The organism is Nitrogeniibacter aestuarii (genome assembly GCF_017309585.1).
GTDB lineage: Bacteria > Pseudomonadota > Gammaproteobacteria > Burkholderiales > Rhodocyclaceae > Nitrogeniibacter > Nitrogeniibacter aestuarii.
In genome coordinates this window covers 4,313,732-4,332,777 of record NZ_CP071321.1, presented here as the reverse complement: position 1 = coordinate 4,332,777, position 19,046 = coordinate 4,313,732, and the positions used below count along the sequence as shown (strand labels likewise).

19 protein-coding genes are annotated in these 19,046 nt (G+C 65.3%); 16 read left to right on the top strand and 3 right to left on the bottom strand.

Going from position 1 to position 19,046, the window contains the following annotated elements; genetic code table 11:
* Positions 1–116 precede the first annotated feature (116 nt).
* From J0W34_RS20130 to J0W34_RS20110, 5 genes are all read left to right on the top strand, one after another.
* Positions 117–416, top strand: a complete 300-nt coding sequence (locus tag J0W34_RS20130; RefSeq protein ID WP_227815997.1) for a hypothetical protein — start codon at positions 117–119, stop codon at positions 414–416.
* Entirely contained in the window at positions 413–1,663 is a 1,251-nt protein-coding gene (locus tag J0W34_RS20125; RefSeq protein WP_230969977.1) for a ferredoxin reductase family protein, read from the top strand. Before J0W34_RS20130 ends, J0W34_RS20125 begins: the two co-directional genes overlap by 4 nt.
* Complete coding sequence (locus J0W34_RS20120; protein ID WP_230969976.1) at positions 1,660–2,013, top strand: cytochrome b5 domain-containing protein; 354 nt, start codon at positions 1,660–1,662, stop codon at positions 2,011–2,013. The genes J0W34_RS20125 and J0W34_RS20120 overlap by 4 nt, the downstream gene beginning before the upstream one ends.
* Positions 2,014–2,023: 10 nt before the next feature.
* The gene (locus tag J0W34_RS20115) at positions 2,024–2,659 is read left to right on the top strand and encodes an alpha-ketoglutarate-dependent dioxygenase AlkB family protein (RefSeq protein ID WP_230969975.1); all 636 of its coding nucleotides are present in this window, start codon (positions 2,024–2,026) and stop codon (positions 2,657–2,659) included.
* Positions 2,660–2,814: 155 nt separating this feature from the next.
* Positions 2,815–3,909: a flavin monoamine oxidase family protein gene (locus J0W34_RS20110; protein ID WP_230969974.1), complete on the top strand. Its 1,095-nt coding sequence runs from the start codon at positions 2,815–2,817 to the stop codon at positions 3,907–3,909.
* A 13-nt stretch (positions 3,910–3,922) separates the two neighbouring features.
* Here J0W34_RS20110 and J0W34_RS20105 read toward each other — a convergent pair whose 3' ends face one another.
* On the bottom strand, positions 3,923–4,804 hold the full coding sequence (locus tag J0W34_RS20105) for a PA14 domain-containing protein (protein WP_230969973.1): 882 nt from the start codon (positions 4,802–4,804) through the stop codon (positions 3,923–3,925).
* A gap of 240 nt (positions 4,805–5,044) precedes the next feature.
* On the opposite strand from J0W34_RS20105, the gene pgaA reads away from it, so the two are divergent.
* The 4 genes from pgaA to J0W34_RS20085 all read left to right on the top strand — a co-directional run bounded on the left by pgaA (position 5,045) and on the right by J0W34_RS20085 (position 9,628).
* Positions 5,045–7,255 carry a poly-beta-1,6 N-acetyl-D-glucosamine export porin PgaA gene (pgaA, locus tag J0W34_RS20100; RefSeq protein ID WP_230969972.1) on the top strand — a complete coding sequence of 737 codons (2,211 nt, stop codon included), beginning with the start codon at positions 5,045–5,047 and terminating at the stop codon, positions 7,253–7,255.
* Positions 7,256–7,264: 9 nt separating this feature from the next.
* Positions 7,265–8,542, top strand: coding sequence for a poly-beta-1,6-N-acetyl-D-glucosamine synthase (gene pgaC, locus J0W34_RS20095; RefSeq protein ID WP_227816004.1), 1,278 nt, complete (start codon positions 7,265–7,267; stop codon positions 8,540–8,542).
* Entirely contained in the window at positions 8,497–9,027 is a 531-nt protein-coding gene (gene pgaD, locus J0W34_RS20090) for a poly-beta-1,6-N-acetyl-D-glucosamine biosynthesis protein PgaD (RefSeq protein WP_227816005.1), read from the top strand. Before pgaC ends, pgaD begins: the two co-directional genes overlap by 46 nt.
* A gap of 139 nt (positions 9,028–9,166) precedes the next feature.
* Positions 9,167–9,628, top strand: a complete 462-nt coding sequence (locus J0W34_RS20085) for a hypothetical protein (RefSeq protein ID WP_227816006.1) — start codon at positions 9,167–9,169, stop codon at positions 9,626–9,628.
* Positions 9,629–9,659: 31 nt separating this feature from the next.
* Here the strand turns inward: J0W34_RS20085 and J0W34_RS20080 are convergent, their stop codons facing one another.
* The gene (locus tag J0W34_RS20080) at positions 9,660–10,064 is read right to left on the bottom strand and encodes a heme-binding protein (protein WP_227816007.1); all 405 of its coding nucleotides are present in this window, start codon (positions 10,062–10,064) and stop codon (positions 9,660–9,662) included.
* Between the two features lie 230 nt (positions 10,065–10,294).
* Between J0W34_RS20080 and J0W34_RS20075 the strand changes: the two genes are divergently transcribed.
* The 4 genes from J0W34_RS20075 (at position 10,295) to J0W34_RS20060 (ending at position 15,006) form a co-directional block, all read left to right on the top strand.
* A complete protein-coding gene (locus J0W34_RS20075; protein WP_230969971.1) occupies positions 10,295–10,999 on the top strand; it encodes a P-loop NTPase family protein in 705 nt (234 codons plus the stop codon).
* Positions 11,000–11,188: 189 nt separating this feature from the next.
* Positions 11,189–12,274, top strand: a complete 1,086-nt coding sequence (locus J0W34_RS20070) for a CNNM domain-containing protein (protein WP_227816009.1) — start codon at positions 11,189–11,191, stop codon at positions 12,272–12,274.
* Between the two features lie 59 nt (positions 12,275–12,333).
* Positions 12,334–13,665 (top strand): mechanosensitive ion channel family protein, encoded by a 1,332-nt coding sequence (locus J0W34_RS20065; protein WP_230969970.1) that lies wholly within the window; start codon positions 12,334–12,336, stop codon positions 13,663–13,665.
* Positions 13,666–13,764: 99 nt separating this feature from the next.
* On the top strand, positions 13,765–15,006 hold the full coding sequence (locus J0W34_RS20060; protein WP_230969969.1) for an eCIS core domain-containing protein: 1,242 nt from the start codon (positions 13,765–13,767) through the stop codon (positions 15,004–15,006).
* Between the two features lie 18 nt (positions 15,007–15,024).
* Here J0W34_RS20060 and J0W34_RS20055 read toward each other — a convergent pair whose 3' ends face one another.
* Entirely contained in the window at positions 15,025–15,507 is a 483-nt protein-coding gene (locus J0W34_RS20055; RefSeq protein ID WP_227816012.1) for a GFA family protein, read from the bottom strand.
* Positions 15,508–15,870: 363 nt separating this feature from the next.
* On the opposite strand from J0W34_RS20055, the gene J0W34_RS20050 reads away from it, so the two are divergent.
* From J0W34_RS20050 to J0W34_RS20040, 3 genes are all read left to right on the top strand, one after another.
* Positions 15,871–17,163: a hypothetical protein gene (locus J0W34_RS20050; protein ID WP_230969968.1), complete on the top strand. Its 1,293-nt coding sequence runs from the start codon at positions 15,871–15,873 to the stop codon at positions 17,161–17,163.
* Positions 17,164–17,370: 207 nt separating this feature from the next.
* The gene (locus tag J0W34_RS20045) at positions 17,371–18,672 is read left to right on the top strand and encodes a hypothetical protein (protein WP_230969967.1); all 1,302 of its coding nucleotides are present in this window, start codon (positions 17,371–17,373) and stop codon (positions 18,670–18,672) included.
* A 23-nt stretch (positions 18,673–18,695) separates the two neighbouring features.
* Positions 18,696–19,022 (top strand): hypothetical protein, encoded by a 327-nt coding sequence (locus J0W34_RS20040; protein ID WP_230969966.1) that lies wholly within the window; start codon positions 18,696–18,698, stop codon positions 19,020–19,022.
* Positions 19,023–19,046 lie beyond the last annotated feature (24 nt).

Below are 19,046 nucleotides of genomic sequence, written 5' to 3'. Positions count from 1 at the left end.
CGGGGCTTTTTCATGACAGCGGCACAGACGAAGCTTGATGCAGGTCACGGTACGATCTGGCCGCACGCGTAGATTGGAGGCTGATGATCCATCAGTGCGTGACATGGAGGACGATCATGTTTCGCTTTGCGTTACTCCTCGCTGCGGGTGTGGTGCTTGGCAACGCCGCCTGGGCGCGTGGCCCGTGGCGCGCGGGTGAAGACAACACCGCCGGCTGGCAGTTGATGACGCCGCAGGAGCGCATCGAACATCAGGCACGCTTGCGCGAATTCACCGACTATGCGGCCTGCCGCGCTTATCTCGAGCTGCACCACCAGGAGATGGTCGATCGAGCGCGCGAACGGGCGCTGGCCTTGCCCAGAGCGCGTCGCGACGCCTGCGCGCATCTCCTGCCCGATCGGGAGCGCCCGCAGTGAAGCCGTCTCGCTGGACCCTGCCTGTGGTTGTCGTGGGCCTGATTGCCGTGCCGCTCTGGTGGGCATGGCCGGGCTTTGCCGTCGGCTGGCGCGGGGCCGGCATCGTCCTCGGGTGGTTGGGCTACGGGTTCATCTTCGCCTCGCTGGTGTGCATGATGCGCGAGCCGCGGCTGGCGCGCTGGTTCGGCGGGCTCGAGCGCATGTATGCCTGGCATCACGTGCTCGGCGTGTGGGCCTATGTCTTCTTGCTCGCCCATCCCCTCGCGCTGGCGGCCGACTGGCTCCCCGACGCGCCCGACTATGCCTGGTCGGTGCTCTCTCCGGCCCGGCAGGATCTGGCCGGCTGGCTGGGTTGGGCGGCCTTGCTGTGCCTGATGGCGGGGCTTGGGTCGGCGCTCAGTGCCCGGCTTTCGTATTCTGCGTGGCGCTGGCTGCATGGCCTGCTCGCCCTGTCGGTGCCCCTCGGGCTGGCGCATCTGGTGGCGCTGGGGATCACCGACTGGTTGCTGTGGATGCCGGTACTGGCGCTGGGTGTGCTGCTGTGGCGTGTGCTGCGCTCGGATGTGGGGCTGGGGGCACTGCCGCACGTGGTCAGCGCGGTGAGCCGGCCCGCGCGCGACATTGTCGAACTCACACTCAAGCCCATGGCGCGGGGGGTGCGTGCGCGCCCGGGGCAATTCATTCTGGTGGCATTCTTCGAGGGGCCGCGGTTTCGTGGCTGCCACGAGTATCACCCGTTCACGCTCACGCACATCGCGCCCGATGGCAGTCTCAAGATCGGCATCAAGGCGCTGGGTGATTGCACCCGGCACATCCAGTCGATCGAACCGGGGGTGGCGGCGCGGGTGCAGGGGGCCTTTGGAGATTTCGGTGCTGTCGAGGCGGACAAGCCTGCCGTGTGGCTGGCCGGGGGGATCGGCATTGCGCCCTTCCTGGCCTTGCTGCGCGCTTCGCCTCCGGCCCGGCCCGTGACCTTGATCTACCTTTACCAGAGTCCGGCCGACGCCGCCTTTGTGGCAGAACTGGAAGCCCTGGCCCGCCAGCACGCCGGGGTCAGCCTGCAGACGGTGGTGGCCGATGGCGGCCCGCCGGATCTCGATGCCATACTGCCTGCGAGCGAGGTGCTGGTCGGGCGGGAATGCCTGCTGTGCGGCCCCCCGGCCTTGGTCAGTGCCGCGGTGCATGTATTGCAGTCACGCGGCGTGCCGGCCGGGTGCATTCACTACGAGAGGTTCGATTTCCGATGATGAAGCGACTGTTTCAGTTCAGCACCGTCTTGTTCTGGGGGGCTGTCTTCAGCGTGTGGGCGGCGGGTCAGGCCGAATCCGAGAAGACGCAAACGCCGGTGACGCCCAGCTACACCCTGGCCGAGGTGGCACAACACGCCACCGAAGCCGACTGCTGGATGGCCATCCACGGGGCCGTGTATGACCTCAGTGCCTATCTGCCCGAGCACCCGACACGCCCGTCGATCATCCTGCCCTGGTGCGGCAAGGAGGCCACCGAGGCCTACGACACCAAGACGCGGGGCCGACCTCACTCGCCCGGGGCGGACGCGTTGCTGACCCACTACCGCATTGGCGATCTGACGCCCTAGGCCATGTGTCATGACACGGCCTGCGACCGGCATGCTGCCTCATCCTGATCCGGCGGTGCGCCTGCAGCCGCATGCCAGCCAGCCCTTGCTGGGCTGTGCGCGCCTGTGGGACGCGGCCAGCGCCGATCGCATCTTCGAGGCGCTGTACAAGAGCATTCCCTGGAGCGACGGGGGGTATCAGGTGGCCGGCCGGCGGATGGCCCTGTCGCGCTGCCAGTGCTGGTTCTCCGATCCGGGCGTGGCTTATCGCTATCACGACCAGTTGCAGAATGCCCACGCGTGGACGCCGCTGCTCGACGAACTCAGAGCCGTCGTCGAGGCCGCGACCGGCCGGCGCTTCAACGCGGTGTTGGCCAATCTCTATCGCAATGGTGAAGATCGGGTCAGCTGGCATGCGGATGACGACGACGATCTGGGGCCCATGGCCGAGATCGCGTCGCTCAGTGTCGGGGCGACCCGGCATTTCTGCTGGCGGCCCAAACCCGGTACGCCGGGGGTGCCCGGACGTCTTCCGGTGCCCGGTGGCATGCTGCTGTTCATGCAAGCCCCGTTTCAGCGTGACTGGGAACATGCCGTGCTCCCCGAATCGGGGGTCGAATCCCCCCGGGTGAATCTGACCTTCCGGCAGGTGCTGGCAGGCCGCTGATGCTCTGGCGGGTGTGCGACAAGTCGTGCGCGAGTGTCGACAAATCGCCAGCCATTCGAGTGCGCGCAGGGCGCAATGGCCTCTGTCACGGGGTTCCGCCGGCTGGAACGGAGTTTGCATCGACAAGGCCAGAGCCATGATGGATGGAGACGGCCATGATCGAAGTTGCCATTGTGGGTGCCGGGCTGAGCGGCCTTGCACTTGCCAATACCTTGTCCCTTGCCGGTTGTGTCGTGCATGTGTTCGAAGCGCGTGATCGGGTCGGCGGACGCATTGGCTCGGTGACCCTGGCCGATGGTGGTCGGGGGGATCTGGGACCCACCTGGTTCTGGCCCGAGCACCAGCGGCGGATGGCGTCGCTGGTTGAGCATCTCGGTCTTGACCACCTGTGCCAGCATGAGCACGGGACACACATGGTGCAGTCCGAGGCCGGGGCCGAACCCAAACTCGTCGAGCAGGACGACGTGCACGCCAATGCGTCGCGCCTGGCCGGCGGCATGGCGGTGCTGACCGACACCCTGGCGGCCCGCCTGCCGGAAACCGCGCTCCAACTGGAGCATGTGCTCACCTCCGTCAGCGACCAGGGCGGCCACGTGACACTCGAATTTGCCACGCCGTCCGGGCCGCAGCGGGTCGAGTCGCTGGTGGCGGTGTTCGCCATGCCGCCGAGACTGATCGAATCGTCCGTGAGCTTCGAGCCGTCGCTACCGCCGCAGATCCGCGTGGCCATGCGCGAGATGCCGACCTGGATGGCGGCGCAGGCCAAGTTGCTGGCGGGGCAGCGTTCGGATTTCTGGCGGCAGGAAGGACGCTCGGGGACGGCGGTTGCTCCGTATCCGAGTGCCGTGCTGGGCGAGGTCTGGGATGCATGCGACGAGGCCGGCCATGCGGCACTGGCCGCCTTTGTCGGGCTCGGGGCGGATCAGCGCAAGCAATTTGCCAGCGGTCTGCCCATGCTCGCTTCAAGTCAGCTGGTGCAATTCTTCGGCCCGCAGGCCGAACCCGTTGATTGTCATGTGCAGGACTGGGCGACCGAACCGCTGACCTGCGCCGAACTCGATCGCATGCAGGTGGCCGATCATCCGACGGACGCGCCCGAGGTGCTGCAGCGCCCGTGCTGGCAGGGGCGCATCCATTTTTGCGGGAGTGAAACCGCTGCCTATGCGCCGGGCTATATGGAAGGTGCGCTCGAGGCCGCCGGGCGGGTGCACAAGGCGCTGCTCGTCTGGTTCAGGCGCGCCGCCGCCTGAGGTCCGTTCCGGCTCAGCGGTGACGCCGGCGCCGGTTGGCCACCAGGGCGCCACCGGCGATCAGCAGCAGCAGCGCCGAGGACGGCTCGGGCACCGGTAATGCGCTGTAGAGCAGATCGCCACTGATCGGCGTCCATTCCGTCTGGCCCGGCTGCCACCAGCCCAGTTCCAGCACGCCGGCTTCAAGCCGGTTGAAGTAGTCGAGCTCGATGCCATAGAAGCCGGCCGCCAGTTCAATACTGCCGCCCACGCTCCCCGAGAGCGTGTAGAAATCACGGCCGCTTGAGCCGATGAAGGTCTCGCGTCCGACGACGAGGCTGCCGTTACCGCCCAGCAGTGACAGGGTGAAGGCGTCATCCACGAAGATGCCGAAGTCGTACACGCCGGCTTGCGGAATGTAGATGTAGCCCGTGAAGGTGGCCGCGTAGTTCGTTTCCTGCCCGCTGTCAGCCACCACGGGCGCCAGCGGACGCACGTGGTCCTTGTCCCACCCGGTGCCCTGGCCCCAGCCGTCGTTGTAGAGGGTGTTGGCGAAACTCAGGTCGCGGGTGATGCCCTGGGCGCGAGCGACCAGGTTCGGGGCGCCGGCATTGAGTGCCATCGCAGTTGCAATATCGCTTACGGCCCAGAAACCACTCCCCCAGCTGGTGTCACCGATGCGCTCACCGTTGTAGACGTAATCGCTGAAACGCCAGTCGTCGGCGGTCTGTACCCATTGGGAATTCAATCCGTCGCCGGTGCTGGTATTCCGAAAGGCATAGGGGTCGAGCATGGGTGATGCCTCAGCCGTTGCCGAGGCAAACACGGCGCCCGCCATGAGCAGCACGGCCGCAAGGCCATGGAAAATCGCATTGTGATTTCTGTGCAATGCCTGAGGATGTCTGGAGTTGGGCATGAGGGTTCCCGGATCTGTTTGAAATCATTGTCCGCAATCAGGCGGGTATGCACGTACGACTAAAGTCACGTTATGAGGCGCCGTGTCGCAGATGTTTCCACCTTCCTTCACGGGTCTGTGACATTTCTCTCCATAAGCCGGCCAGCAACTGCTCAAGAACCGCCAAATACTTCCGCTAGGCATTTTGCGACGCATGAAATAGTGTCGAAAGTGAAAAAAGTAATTTAAACGGTTGTGTCAATGAGCCCTGAACGGCGGATTCTTCACCTCATCTTCATCCTCTTGGCGAGCGCGCTTGTGAGTGCTCCGGCCGGGGCCGAGGTGCGTCGTCCGGCGGCCGAGCATTCAGTGGCCGTTGAGGCCGCCCGGGCCGGCGATTACGCCACCGCCTTGCCCATGCTCGAAGCCCTTGTCGAGGCGCAGCCGAAGGTCATGAAGTACCGCTACGACCTGATCGTGGTGCGTAGCTGGGCCGAGCTGCACAATGCCGCGCTGTACGCCGCCAAAGGGCTCCCCCTGCGTCCGCTGCCGGAGTACGTGCTGGCGGCCGTGGCCCGTTCTGCGCGACTGGCGGGGCAGCGCGATCAGTCCGTGGCCGCCTACCGGGAACTGTTGCGTCGCAAGCCGCGCTCGACGGAATACCGACAGGGCCTGGATCTGGCCATGGCGCCGCCCCCCGAGCCGGTCTCGCCGCCTCCGCCTCCGCCAGCACCGCCCGAAGATCCGGCGGACGTAGGCGCGCGGGAAATCCGTGCGGCCGCCCGGGCGTTGAATGACAGCTGGTCGCCCCAGCGCTATCGTGCGCTGGATGACGCGCTGGCCGCCTCGGACCGGCGCATCGCCGAGGCCAGAACCGCTGGCGCGACCGCACGCCTGCGTCGCTTGCAGCTCGATCGCATCGAGGCGCTCGTCATGCGCGGGCACAACGCCGAGGCCGTCGCGCTGGCGCAGACGCTTGAGGCCGAAGGGACTTTGCCGGCCTATCTGGCCGCCCTGCTGGGTGATGCGCACAGCCGCTTGCGCCAGCCTGACGCTGCCGTGCGTCGGTATCGCGAAGCGCTGGCAGCCGATCCGGAGCGCATCGCCTGGTTGCAGGCGCTCTACTTTGCCGAACTGGAAGCCGAACACCACGATGCCGCCGATGCCGTCATCCGCCGATTGGGCGACCTGACGGCCGCGGGGTCGGAGGGCGCGCGACGCGATGCCGCCATTCTCGCCGCTCGCGCCGCCCTCTATGCGAACCGTCACGGCCTGGCGCAATCGCGTATCGACGCCGTGCTGGCCGAAGCGCCCGACAACGCCGGCGCACTGCAGACCGCGGCGAGCGTTGCGGCCGCTCGGGGTCAGCCCCGCAAGGCGGAAGCCATCTACCGCCGCCTGCTGGCCGTGCGGCCTGATGACATCGATGCGCGTATCGGGCTGGTGGGCGCCCTGCGCGGTGTCGGTGACCGGCTTGCTGCGGACCCACTGGCGGACGAACTGATGGCGACAGCGCCCGAACATCCGGGTGTGCGCCGACTGGCGCGTGACATGGATGTGGTGCGCCGTGCCGAGCTCGACAGTCGCGTCGAGGCGGGCAAGGGCGCCGGCTCGGTGGTGGGTAACAAGGATCTGACCTGGCACACCTATCTGTACTCTGCGCCCATTGCCAGCCAGTGGCGGGTGTTTGCCCATCATCTGCAGATGGCCTCCGACTTCGATGGAGGCAGGCCGCGGCACGAGCGGGTGGGCATGGGGCTGGAGTACACCGCCCGCGACTGGGGCGTGGTCGGGGAAGTGGGGCAGGCGCTCAACAATGGCCGCGACTCGACGATGAGCCTGCGCGCGGCATGGTCGCCAACGGATCACTGGGCGATTCGGGCCGGTGTCGAACACAACACCGACGACGTGCCGCTCAAGGGGCGCAACGACACCTTCCAGACCCTGGCCGATCGCTACAGCGCGTCGGTGAGCTATCAGTGGCATGAGTCGCGCTCGGTCTCGCTCGGCGTGACCCATCACGACTTCAACGACGGCAACCGGCGCACGGCGCTCAGCCTCGGCGTGACCCAGCGCGTGACCAGCGGCCCGAATCACCGGGTCGACCTCTCGGCGGACGCCTACACCAGCCAGGGTGAGCGGGTGGATGTCTTCTACTACAACCCCAAGCGCGATGTTGCCGTGTCGGTGGGCGTCAGCGCGCACCTGACCGGCTGGCGCCGCTACGACCACTTCATGACGCACGAACTGTCCGCCTTCGTCGGTCAGTACCGCCAGAGCGCCTTCGGCCGCCCGGGAGCGCCGGACCCGACCTACGGCTGGAACGTGTTCCATGGGGTGCGCTACGGCCACCGCTGGCAGCTCGGGCCGGCGCTGGCCATCGACTACGGGCTGGGCGTTCGCATGTTTCCGTACGACGGTACGCAAGAGCATCGCAAGGACGCGTATGCCGGCGTGAACTGGCGATTCTGAGGGGGCGGCATGGATGACATGAGCCTGCTTGCGATCGTGGTGGCCGGGGTCTTCGGCTTCTCCTTCTATTACCCCCTGTTCATGGCTTACCTGTGGATGGCCGGCGGGCTGTTCTACTGGGGGCACTACGAGCGCCGCGACCCGCCGGTGGACCAGCCGCCCGAACTGGACCGCTACCCGGCGGTGAGCATTCTCGTGCCCTGCCACAATGAAGCGGCCTGCATTGCCGACACGGTCGATGCGCTGCTGGCCATCGATTACCCGGAATACGAAATCCTGCTCATCGACGATGGCAGTACCGATGACACACCCTTGGTGATCAACGCCCTGGCGCAGATGCATCCGCAGATCCGTGCCGTGCACCTGGCGCAGAACCAGGGCAAGGCAGTGGGGCTCAACACCGCCGCCATGATGGCGAAGCACGACTTCTTCCTGTGCATCGATGGCGACTCGCGCGTCGATCCGTTCTGTCTGCGCTGGATGATGCGCCACATGGTACGCAGCCCGCGGGTGGCCGCGGTGACCGGCAATCCGCGCATCCGTACCCGGTCGACCCTGCTCGGTCGCATCCAGGTGGGTGAGTTCTCGTCGATCATCGGGCTGATCAAGCGTGCCCAGCGCACCTACGGAAAGATCTTCACCGTCTCGGGGGTGATGGTCTGCTTCCGTCGCGCCGCCCTGCATGACGCGGGCTACTGGAGCCCCGAGGCCCTGACCGAAGACATCGACATCAGCTGGAAGCTCGAGGTGCGTCACTGGGATGTGCGCTTCGAGCCGGCCGCACTGTGCTGGATTCTCATGCCCGAAACCCTTCGCGGCCTGTGGCGCCAGCGCCTGCGGTGGGCCATGGGGGGCACCCAGGTGCTGATGGCGCAGCGCAGGGTGCTGTTGCAGTGGACCAACCGTCGTCTGTGGCCGGTGTATCTCGAGTACTTCGCCAGCGTCGCCTGGGCCTACACCATGGGCGCGGTGGCCTTGCTGTTCCTGCTCGGGCTGGTGGTGGACTTGCCCCCCGAGATGCGGGTGCACACCCTGCTGCCCGGCTGGAGCGGTCTGGTCATCGGCACCACCTGTCTGCTGCAGGTGGGCGTGAGCATGTTCCTCGATCGCCGCTATGAACCTGATTTGTATCGTTATTACTTCTGGATGATCTGGTACCCGCTGGCGTACTGGCTCATCAATGTCTCCACGACCGTGGTCGCGCTGCCTGCCGTGATCCTGCGTGGAAGGAAGAGAGCCACATGGAAAAGCCCGGACCGCGGCCTCGCGCCCACCCAACATCGCTGATCATCGATCGCCCCGATCTGCAAAGCTGGCAGCAGCGCCTGATGTCGCGCACGCTCACGCTGGTGTTCTGGGGGCTGTGGTTCTATCTGTGGTTGCCGGTGGTCACGCTGGCCGGCTGGTGGCTCGGCATCGAGCGTTTCCGCTTCCACATGATCGCCCTCGAAGGCTATGTCGGCTTCATCGACATCGTCGAGATCTACCTCATGATCATCCTGACGCTGTCGGCTGCGCTGATCGGCTGGGCGAAGTACAACCACATCCGCTTTCGAGGCGTGGAGCGACGGCGCGAGCGCACCGCCGTGTCGATCGAGGCGATTGCCAAGCAGGCGGGCACAACCGCGAACGCCGTCGGTGACTGGCGGCAGGCCCGGATTGCCATCGTGCATCACGACGACCAGGGCGGTATTGCCTCTGTGGCGGTTGAGCTCGGTGACCGGCCGGACTCGGGCGGCAGCGACATGCCGCTGCGCACGGCGGCGGGCTGAGGCATGCCACCGGGTCTTGCACGGGGGGCGTGAAATAATCCCCGGTCTGTCACAAATGTCGATTTTCGGCGCCGCGGGTTTCCGCTACTTTGGACGCTGGTAGAGGCCCCTCTCGGGCCGTCAGGCAGCAGAAAGAGTCATGGATCCAGCGTCGGAAAACGAGTTGTTCGGTACCTTTGTGGATGCCGCTGCCGGTGGCAGCGAAATCTTCTTCGTCATCATCATCGTCGGACTCATTCTGGGCGTGCTGATGGTGGGCGTCCTGGTGCTGTTCAACGGGCCGTTCGGCCGCTCCCAAAGCCGCCGCCAGAACAGTGAGCGCCGGGCGGAAGAGCGCCTGCGTCAGCACAAGGATCTCGTTCACCGGATCCGGAGTTTCGCCCGGAGCCGTCAGGAAGCCGTCGCCCAGGGGATCGAAACGCCCGAGGCGGCCGCCAGCGCGCTTCAGCACTATGGCGACGGCGTGCTCGATACGGTCACGATCAGCACGCGCAACGTCAAGCAGGTCGACCGGGTCCGCAGTCTGGTGGCGCAGGAGATGAGCCGCCTTCGACAGAGCGTTCCGGGTGTGACGAGCGCGCACGACTGCCGGGGCACCTGATCGTATCCGGCCCGGTGGGGCCGATGCCGCTTCAGGCCAGTGCGTCGACGCCCGCCCGGGCGACCTGCACATCCTGCTCGGGTTTGACCCCCGACACGCCAACTGCACCCACCACCTGACCATCGACCGTCACCGGCACACCACCGCTGAGCATGCCGCTCAGCTGAGGCGCCGACAGAAAGGCGGTCCGCCCCCCGTTGATCATCTCTTCATAGCCTTGCGACTCGCGCCGGCCCAGCGCGGCGGTGCGCGCCTTTTCGACACAGATGTAGGCGCCAATGGGCGCGCAGCCGTCAAGGCGCTCCAGCGCAAGCGGATGTCCGCCATCGTCGACGACGGCAATGGACACGGCCCACTGCTGACGCTGCGCCTCTTCGCGTGCCGCCGTGACGATTCGCGTCACCTCGGCCTGGGTCAGAACGGCTTTGGATTTCATGGTGAGTTCTCCCGTACTGCAACGTTTTTATCGGTGCCCTCTGGGGGCGGCGTTCATCCTGTCACAGCCACAACGGATGCGCCGGAGGGGGAAACCCGAATGCCGATGGCCCGGATGCGCTGGCGGCCGCCGATCCGATGTCGCGGATTCTTCATGGAAACCTGCGTATAGTGGGCGCCCGGACCGGGTGTCCCGGTCGTTTCAATGCCAGCAACATCAGGATTCAGCCCATGAGCTCCATCAACTTCATCGGTGGCGAAAAAGGCGGCGTCGGCAAGTCGGTCGTCGCACGTCTCCTTGCGCAGTACTTCATCGATCACAATCGTCCGTTCACCGGTTTCGACACCGACCGCTCGCACACGTCGTTCCTGCGGTTCTATGCCGACTATGCTTCGCCGGTGGTGGTGGACAGCTTCGAGGGGCTCGATCACGTGGTGTCGGTATTCGATACCGACGAAACCGCCGAGGCCGCGCCGAGCGTGATCGTCGATCTGGCCGCCCAGACCGCCAAGCCGCTGGCACGCTGGATTCAGGAGTCCGACCTGATCGCCCTCATGGGCGAGATGGGCCATGCGGTGAACTTCTGGCATGTGGCCGACGGTGGCGTGGACTCGGTGGCGCTGCTCGACCGCCTGCTCGACACCTATGGCGATGCGCCCAATTACATCGTGGTCAAGAACTACGGCCGTGGCAGCGATTTCGCCTACATGGAAGAGTCCGACGCCATGAAGCGTGCCGAAGCGGCCGGTGCCCGGGTCATCACCCTGCCGGCACTGCACGAGTCGAGCATGCAGAAAGTCGATCGCCAGAACGCCAGCTTCTGGGCGGCCAGCAACAACCGCATCGGCGACAACGCTCTGGGCCTGCTCGAACGCCAGCGTGTCAAGACCTGGCTGCGTTCGGCCTATGCGACCTTCGACGGACTGCCGCTCTGATCGGGACGCCGGCTCGTTGCAACAAAAAGCCCCCGCCGTGTCGGGGGCTTTTTCGTGGCGCCCCGCCCCAGGGAGCGAAAGACGCGACGTCAGGATCGACGAGATCACCCACCCTGCGAACGCGCCGCGATACGTGCGGTCCGAATACCTGATGACAAACAAGCCTGTTGCTCGCGCCCGAGACGCCCGATGCTGATCTTCACCTACTTCATGCTCGCCGTGGGCGTGTCTTTCCTGTGTTCGATCCTGGAGGCCGTGCTGCTGTCGATCACGGTCTCGCACATTGAGCTGACCAAGGACAAGAACCCCGCGCTGGGGCGGTTGATGGAATTCCAGAAGGACAACATCGACTTTTCCATTGCCGCCATCCTCACGCTCAACACCTTCGCCCACACGCTGGGCGCTGCCGGCGTGGGTGCCGAGGCGGCCAAGCTGTTCGGCGAGCAGTACATGTTCTACATCTCGGCGGTGCTCACGCTGCTCATCCTGGTGCTCTCGGAAATCATCCCCAAGACGGTCGGCGCGTTCTACTGGAAGCAACTGGCCGGCCCGGCCACACGCATCATCAAGCTGCTGGTGTTCATCACCTACCCGATCCTGGTCGTTATGAACCGGCTCACCAGTCTCATCGCGCCGGGGCGTCGGGCGCTGATCACCAAGGAGGAGGTGATCGCCACCGCCTCCGTGGCCGAAGACGAGGGCGTGCTGCACGAAAAGGAGCGGCGCATCATCCAGAACGCGGTGCGCCTGCGCGAGATCCGCGCCCGCGACATCCTCACCCCGCGCAGCGTGCTGTTCAGTGTGCAGCGTGACGCGCTGCTCGGTGTATTCGATGACAAGGCCTCGCTCGATCTGCAGCGCTTCAAGGAATATTCCCGGGTGCCGGTGTTCGGCAACAGCATCGACGACATCGTCGGCGTGGTGATTTCGAAAGAGCTGTTTCATGAGCTGGTGGCCGATGAACTGGCCGACAAGCGTGACATCATCAAGCCGGTGACCCGGGTGAACGAGAACATACCGGTGTCCAAACTCATCGACATGTTCGTGTCACGCAGCGAGCATCTGTTCATCGTGTGCGACCGCTACGACCAGACCGAGGGCGTGGTGACCCTCGAAGACGCAGTTGAAACCCTGCTGGGTATCGAAATCGTCGATGAACTAGATTCGAACGTGGACATGCAGGCGCTGGCCCGCGCCCGCATCCTGCGTCACCGGGGGCAGGTCAAGCGCGACGCCGCCGCCACCAAGGCGACAACCAAGCCCGCCGAGCCCTGAGCCCGGTACGATGAGCGGGGCGCATTGGCGCCACCGGGCACCCAACAAGAGACACGCGCATGGATACCGATCACTACAAGACCATGGTGCTGGAGGCCGGGGCCAGAACCCTTGAGGCCCTGATGGCCAGCGCCACCTACATCCAACTGGCACTGGTGCTGGTCATCTTCGGCATTGCAGCACTGTTGGCCAATCGCATTCGCCATTTCGTGCCGGCGTTCGCCGAGCTGCCCGAAGGCGGTAGCTACCCGCCACTGCGCATCGTCACGGCCAAACTCGGCAGCCTGTTCTTCCCCCTGATCGCCATCGTCATGCTCGGCGTGGCGGTCGAACTGAGCCGCAACCTGATCGGTCAGGCCTGGCTGGTGCGCACCGCCATGGTGGTGGCGATGATGCTGGTGCTCAACACCATCATCCGCGACCATGTGCGCAGCGAGTTCATTGCCTTCGTCTTCCGCTGGATCGGCCTGCCCTTGCTCTTCCTGCATCTGGTCGAGCTGCTCGTGCCGCTGGTGGCCATTCTCGACGCCGTATCGTTCACCGTCGGCAACATCCAGATCTCCGCCTACGACCTGGGCCGGGTGCTGCTGTTCGGCTCGCTGCTGTTCTGGCTCGGCCGGGTGTCCAACAGCACCGGTCAGGAGATCATCCGCCGCCAGGAAAAGCTCGATGTGCGCACCAAGGAGCTAGCCGCCAAGATGCTCGAAGTGGGTATTTTCGTGATCATCTTCCTGCTGCTGTTGCAGGTGATGGGCATCAACCTCACCGCGCTGGCGGTGTTCGGCGGTGCGGTGGGCGTGGGCCTGGGCTTCGGTCTGCAGGCGATTGCCTCGAATTTCATCTCCGGCATCATCATCCTGCTCGATCGCTCCATTTCGGTGGGCGACTACATCGAGCTCGAAGACGGGCGCACCGGCATCGTGCGCGAGATGACCCTGCGCTCCACCACGCTGGAGACCTTTGACGGCAAGGACGTGATGGTTCCGAACGAAAAGTTCATGACCGAGACCTTCACCAACTGGACGCACAAGAACAAGGAGCAGCGCTACCGGGTGGACTTCTCCGTGGCCTACAAGACCAATGTGCGCGAGCTGTGCGAGATCATCAAGCAGGTGGTCGCCAGTCATCCCAAGGTGCTCAGCGGCGATCACGTGCCCATCGAAGAGCGGCCCGACTGCGAGATCGACAGCTTCGGCGACAACGGCATCAACATGTTCGTCGAGTTCTGGATGCAGGGCATCGATGATGGCGAAAACCGGGTCGGCGGCGATCTCATGCTGATGATTCTCGAGGCCTTGCAGGAACACAACATCGAGATCCCCTTCCCGCAGCGCGAGGTGCGGGTGCTCAACGAGGGCCTTTCAGCACCGGGGGCGAACGGGCGGGCATGATCTGCGCACCCCGGAAGATCGGGGCTGTCGATCGCTACCCTGATTTGACTGTCATGCCTGCGTCACCTACGGTGGAACTGCATCCACCGGAGACGTGCCATGCGCAGCCACGCCCCACGGACCCCGACCCGGCAGGCGGGGGAAACTTCTACGTCGCGTGCGAGCGGCAGAACACTGGACGGCGTCCGGTCGACAGGCGCGTCCGCCAGCGTCGACCGGGGGCGCCCGGGTCTGTCGGCGCCCAGCCACAGTCACGACGAGGCGCTTGAGCGCCACGCCGAAGCCGTGGCCGACCGGGTTGTCGCCAACACGCCGTCGGCGGCGGGGGCGCCCACGCCCCGCAGGCCGACCTCCCTGCCGCAGCGTCCGCTGGCCCATCCACTCATGAATGCCGCAGGCGAACCGCTGGCAGCCGCCACGCGCGCGGACATGGAGAAGCGCTTTTCCGCCGTGATGGGCGGGGGTGCGGGTGGGGCGTTCGATTTCAGCCAGATCCGCATCCACGCGGGGCCTGCCGCCAGCGGTGCCGCCCGTGCCATGGGGGCGCTGGCCTACACGGCGGGCAACCACATCGTCTTCAATGAGGGCACTTACGCCCCCCACACCCACGACGGGCGCCGCCTGCTCGCCCATGAGCTGGCCCATGTGACCCAGAACCCGCCCACGGTTCAGTGTTACCGCCCCAATGCCAAACGCTCTTTCAACTTCGGCACGCTGGACGACCCGGCGTCCGGTCTGGTCGAAGACAGCTTCAACAAGCGCAAGGACAAGGAAACCAAGCCCTGGATCGAGCATGTGAACGTCACCTTCAACGATCTGCAGACCGACGCCGGCGGGCACGTCTATTCCACCGGCTGGGCCTCAGCCCAGTATTACGACAACCCGGTCAAGTGGCCGGATTTCAATTTTCCGGTGGGCGGCGGCTCGCGCACCCTGGGCAGAACGGACAGCGGCACCTTCACGGTCAAACGGATCATGGGGGTGGGCTACAACAGCGGGACGTATTCGGGCACGCCGGGTGTGGACTATGACAAGAGCGATCGCGAGGGGCCGGGCAGGCGCTATTCAAAATCCCTGAGCGCCAACATGAGCTATGCCGTGTTCTACAACGGCGGCGAGGCGCTTCATGCCGGGCCGCTTGATTCGAGCTCTCATGGCTGCGTGCATGTCGATTGGGACCAGATGGACCTGGTCAAGCAGCTCAACTACCACAGCGTGATCGGCCTCACCAAGGTGACGGTCAAATACCTGAGCAAGTCCGAAATGGCGGCACGCAAGGCCACCTTGAAAGCGATCAACGACGCACTGAACAGCGTGGATGAAATGCTGGACCTGTTCTGATTGACCCCCCGTCCGGGTTCAGCACGCCAGCCCCAACCGCGCATGCCACTGGGCGATGGACTCGTCCGGGTAGTCATCGAAGTGCTTGTCCTGCGGATCCGCCCGGACCTGCACCCAGGCGGCTTTCGAGCCGAGCATCAGATGCGTGCGCTCCGGCGGCACCGGGAGCGGCGTGTCGATGGCCGAGGCGAGCGGATGGACCAGCTCGGGCCAGCGCGGGTCCCACACCCACAGGTGAGCACCGCATTCGCCACAGAAATGCCGCTTCGCCGGGCTTTGCTGGCGCTCGGCACCCTCGCCGATCATGGCCTGATAGATGCGCACATGGGCCTCACCCTCCACCTTGAGCGTGGCCGCATCGCCCCCCAGATTGATCGCATAACCGCCGGCGCCACCGGTCTTGCGGCAGATGGAGCAATAGCACAGGTTGTAGGGGTAGGGATGCGCCGATTCGAGTGAGAAGCGCACGGCGCCGCAATGGCAGGAACCGTCGAGATGCATGGAGAGTCTCCGGAAAGCTGAGGTCTCCAGTATCGCGGCTGCGGCCGTAGGCGCCAAGCAGCCGTGCTCGGCCTCAGGCGGTGCGCGCACCCCGCTCGCGGCGAAGCGATGGGCTGCGGTTCTGAATAGCATGTGCATGTTGATCCCCTTGCTGAGAGGGGGATCCGGACGGCGATCCGTCCAGGCGGTGTGTGCCGATGTCGTGGGCTGACTATCCCGAAATCAAGGGGGGCGGACCCATGGGTTGATGACCCCATCTCGCGGCGACGAAAAAATTTTCATCCGGGTGCATCCAGATCGCAGGTCGGCACGAAGTACTCACAAGCAGCACTTCGCTGCACGACCCGTTCTGGAGAAAACATCATGAACTTCGCCCGTCGCCCCCTCGCCATCGCCTTGCTCACTCTGGCCTGTTCCCCGCTCTTCGCCCAGTCCGCCAAAGACGGGCTGACCAATTCCCTCATCGGTAACGCAACGCTCGCGGTTCCGGTGGTCAGCGTGCCCGCTGACGTGACTGCCTCGCGTGACAGCGACGTGGGCAATCTGCGCACTCGTGGTGTCTCAAGCGGTGTCCTTGTGCAGCGGCAAAGCGGGGCACGCAGTGCGGACCAGATCCTGTCGGTGGCTGGCGTACTCGGCGCCGTGCGCGTCGATGACGCTCAACTGGGTGGTATCGTCACTGTCGATGTGCAGCAGCTGACCCGCAATGCCGCCGAGGTGACGCAGCGCATCGGCGTAGGCACCCTGATGACGTCAACCATGGCCTCGGCGGCCACGCTCGGCGATATCAGCGGTCGGAATGTCAGCCAGAGCAACACCACCACGGCCATCGACCCGGCGCGTAATTCGCAGGAGATTGCGGTCGCCAGCATTGCCGGCACACAGGCTAGCCAGGTCAGCGCCAGCGGTTCGGTCACCGGCGGTGTCCAGCAAGTGCTTTCCGGGTCAGCCTCCGGCGCTCAGGTGCTGAACGCAGGTTCGGTGGCGAACGTGGATGGCGGTGGGCAGGTGGCGGCGCGCGGCGAGGTGCGTGGCGAAGTCTTTCAGGTGGCTTCGCGCGAGGTTGATCAGCGCATCGATGTCGGCAGTGTCACCGGAGGGGCGCCGGTTGATGCCAGCACCCGTGCCGTGGTGCTGGCGTCCGTCACCCAGCGGGCCGAGGGCGGTGGGCTCTCGGGCGCCAGGCAGTCATTGAGCGTGGGCAGCGCGAACGGCTCCGGCGGCATCGTGCGCACTGACGCCACCCTGGGCAGCACCAGCCAGACGATCACCTTTGACGACAACGTCGATCAACGGATTGCCGTGGGCAGTGCGGAGGGCTCGCGTACCCAGGCGGTCACTGAAGTCTTCCACACCGGCGAGATCGTACAGGCGACTGCCGACAGCTCGGATGTTGTGCAGGATGTCTCCATCGGCAGCGCGTTGAACACCGCAGCAACGGCAACGATCCGTGCTGAAGTGACGGGCAACCTGATCCAGTTTGCCAGCGCCAGCGACGACATGCGCCAGACGATCAACCTGGGCAGCGTGCGCCACATCTATGGGGGCTCCGTCTCCACTGACGTGACCGTATCCAATGTGGTGTTCCAGGAGGCCGGCGGGGCGAGCGACGGACGCCAGCTTGTGCTCATCGGTGGTCTTGAAGGCAATCAGTGAGCGCATTCAGGGCGCGGCTTGCCGCGCCCTGAATGTGGCGAAAGCGCAGGAAGTAGCGCCGCCGTGAACGCCGCGTTGCACTCCAGAGAAAACCTTCACACCGGCATTGAAAAAATATTTTTCGCGTCGGCTGCATCCAAATTACGATACGACACGAAGTATCTCCATGGGACGCACATTTGCGACCCGCCCTTTTGGAGAATCACCATGAACATCGCCCGCCGCCCCCTTGCTGCCGCCTTCCTGACTCTGGCCTGCACTCCGCTGTTTGCCCAGTCGATCCGCGATGGCCTGTCCAATACCCTGGTGGTCAGCGAAAAGCTGGCCGTGCCGGCGCCGAAACTGAATGCAGATCCGGGCAATCCGGAAGCGCCTCCGGCCAGCGGTGTGACCAACCTGAGCACCCGTGGCTCGCTCACTGGCAATGTGACCCAGACCCTGCGCGGTGAGAATGCGGCGGAGCAGTCGGTTTCCGTGGCCGGCGTCGAGGGCAAGACGCGCGCGAACAATGCCGAGCTCAACGGCGGCATCGGCGCCAACGTGACCCAGACCAACAACAACGCCTCATCCATCACCCAGCGCGTCGGTGCCGGATCGCTGGTTGATTCCACCGTCAGCTCCGCCCGCACCAATGGCGAAATCACCGGCCCGGGCATCACCCAGACCAACAACGGCGCCTCCAGCGGCGCGGGTGCCAATGTACAGAGCGTTGAAGTTGGCAGCATCAACAGCACCCAGGCACGCAGCGTCAATGCGCGCGGCAGCCTCAGCGGCGAGGTGATCCAGTTCCGCGGTACGCCCGGTGCGGGTACCCAGTCGCTCAACGTGGGTGCGGTCAACAACGTGGAAGGCGGCGGCAGTGTGTCTGCCAATGGCACCGTGAGTGGTTCGGTCAGCCAGATCGCCAACCGCCAGGTCGAGCAGCGTATCGACGTGGGCAGCGTGAATGGCGGCTCGCCCGCCGAAGCGCGCACCAACGGTACCGTGCTCGGTTCGGTCAGCCAGCGTGCCGACGGCGGTGGCGGCGCCTCGGTGCAGACGGTGAGTGTAGGCAGCGCCAACAACTCGTCGGGCAACATCCAGACCGACGCCACCACGGCCGGGACGATCTCGCAGTTGCAGGGCGCCGGCACCAACATCGAGCAGCGCATCAAGGTGGGCAGCGTGGATGGCTCGCGCACCCAGGCCATCACTGAAGTGGTCAACAGCGGCGACATCATCCAGACCACCAACGGCGCCAGCAATGCCGTTCAGGACGTGTCCATCGGCAGCGCCGAGAACACTGGCGCCGTGGTCACCACCCGGGCCGAAGTCACCGGCGCCATCGGCCAGTTTGCCGGCAACAGCAGCAACACCCGCCAGTCCATCAACCTGGGCAGCGTGCGCAATGCCGATGGCGGCACTGCCAACACCAATGTGACCGTCACCGGCAACGTGCTGCAGAACGCCATCAACGCCAACGGCGGCGACCAGCGCGTGCTGGTCGGTGGTGTGGAAGGCAAGCGCTGAGCCCGGCCCCGGAGGACGCGACCATGATCAGGACAATCACCCTCGCGATGCTGCTCGTCGCCCTGGCGCCGGCCATCGCGGGCACGCCGGACATCCCCGACGACGTCAATGCCCGCATCGCCCGTGCCAAGAGCGAGCAGGCGGTGCTGGCTTCCGAACGCGCCCGTGCCAAATTGCAGGACGACGACGCCGGCGGCGCCGGCACCGGTGTCACCGCCCTCGACAACGGTTGCACCATTGCCATCGGCAACGTGATCGAAGACAACAAGAAAATCGGCACCTCGGCCAAACGCGAGACAACGGTGATCATCACCGGCGATATCATCCAGGCAGGCAACAACTGCCGCTGATCCCAACTCTTTTCTCAGCGCCCG

Bases quoted from the DNA above. Each gene is read 5' to 3' on its own strand.
- pgaD (WP_227816005.1), top strand. From the start codon at position 8,497: ATGGAAAAGCCCGGACCGCGGCCTCGCGCCCACCCAACATCGCTGATC.
- J0W34_RS20040 (WP_230969966.1), top strand. From the start codon at position 18,696: ATGATCAGGACAATCACCCTCGCGATGCTGCTCGTCGCCCTGGCGCCG.
- pgaA (WP_230969972.1), top strand. From the start codon at position 5,045: ATGAGCCCTGAACGGCGGATTCTTCACCTCATCTTCATCCTCTTGGCG.
- J0W34_RS20115 (WP_230969975.1), top strand. From the start codon at position 2,024: ATGACACGGCCTGCGACCGGCATGCTGCCTCATCCTGATCCGGCGGTG.
- J0W34_RS20045 (WP_230969967.1), top strand. From the start codon at position 17,371: ATGAACATCGCCCGCCGCCCCCTTGCTGCCGCCTTCCTGACTCTGGCC.
- J0W34_RS20075 (WP_230969971.1), top strand. From the start codon at position 10,295: ATGAGCTCCATCAACTTCATCGGTGGCGAAAAAGGCGGCGTCGGCAAG.
- pgaC (WP_227816004.1), top strand. From the start codon at position 7,265: ATGGATGACATGAGCCTGCTTGCGATCGTGGTGGCCGGGGTCTTCGGC.
- J0W34_RS20105 (WP_230969973.1), bottom strand. From the start codon at position 4,804: ATGCCCAACTCCAGACATCCTCAGGCATTGCACAGAAATCACAATGCG.
- J0W34_RS20070 (WP_227816009.1), top strand. From the start codon at position 11,189: ATGCTGATCTTCACCTACTTCATGCTCGCCGTGGGCGTGTCTTTCCTG.
- J0W34_RS20085 (WP_227816006.1), top strand. From the start codon at position 9,167: ATGGATCCAGCGTCGGAAAACGAGTTGTTCGGTACCTTTGTGGATGCC.
- J0W34_RS20060 (WP_230969969.1), top strand. From the start codon at position 13,765: ATGCGCAGCCACGCCCCACGGACCCCGACCCGGCAGGCGGGGGAAACT.
- J0W34_RS20080 (WP_227816007.1), bottom strand. From the start codon at position 10,064: ATGAAATCCAAAGCCGTTCTGACCCAGGCCGAGGTGACGCGAATCGTC.
- J0W34_RS20120 (WP_230969976.1), top strand. From the start codon at position 1,660: ATGATGAAGCGACTGTTTCAGTTCAGCACCGTCTTGTTCTGGGGGGCT.
- J0W34_RS20110 (WP_230969974.1), top strand. From the start codon at position 2,815: ATGATCGAAGTTGCCATTGTGGGTGCCGGGCTGAGCGGCCTTGCACTT.
- J0W34_RS20130 (WP_227815997.1), top strand. From the start codon at position 117: ATGTTTCGCTTTGCGTTACTCCTCGCTGCGGGTGTGGTGCTTGGCAAC.
- J0W34_RS20055 (WP_227816012.1), bottom strand. From the start codon at position 15,507: ATGCATCTCGACGGTTCCTGCCATTGCGGCGCCGTGCGCTTCTCACTC.
- J0W34_RS20050 (WP_230969968.1), top strand. From the start codon at position 15,871: ATGAACTTCGCCCGTCGCCCCCTCGCCATCGCCTTGCTCACTCTGGCC.
- J0W34_RS20065 (WP_230969970.1), top strand. From the start codon at position 12,334: ATGGATACCGATCACTACAAGACCATGGTGCTGGAGGCCGGGGCCAGA.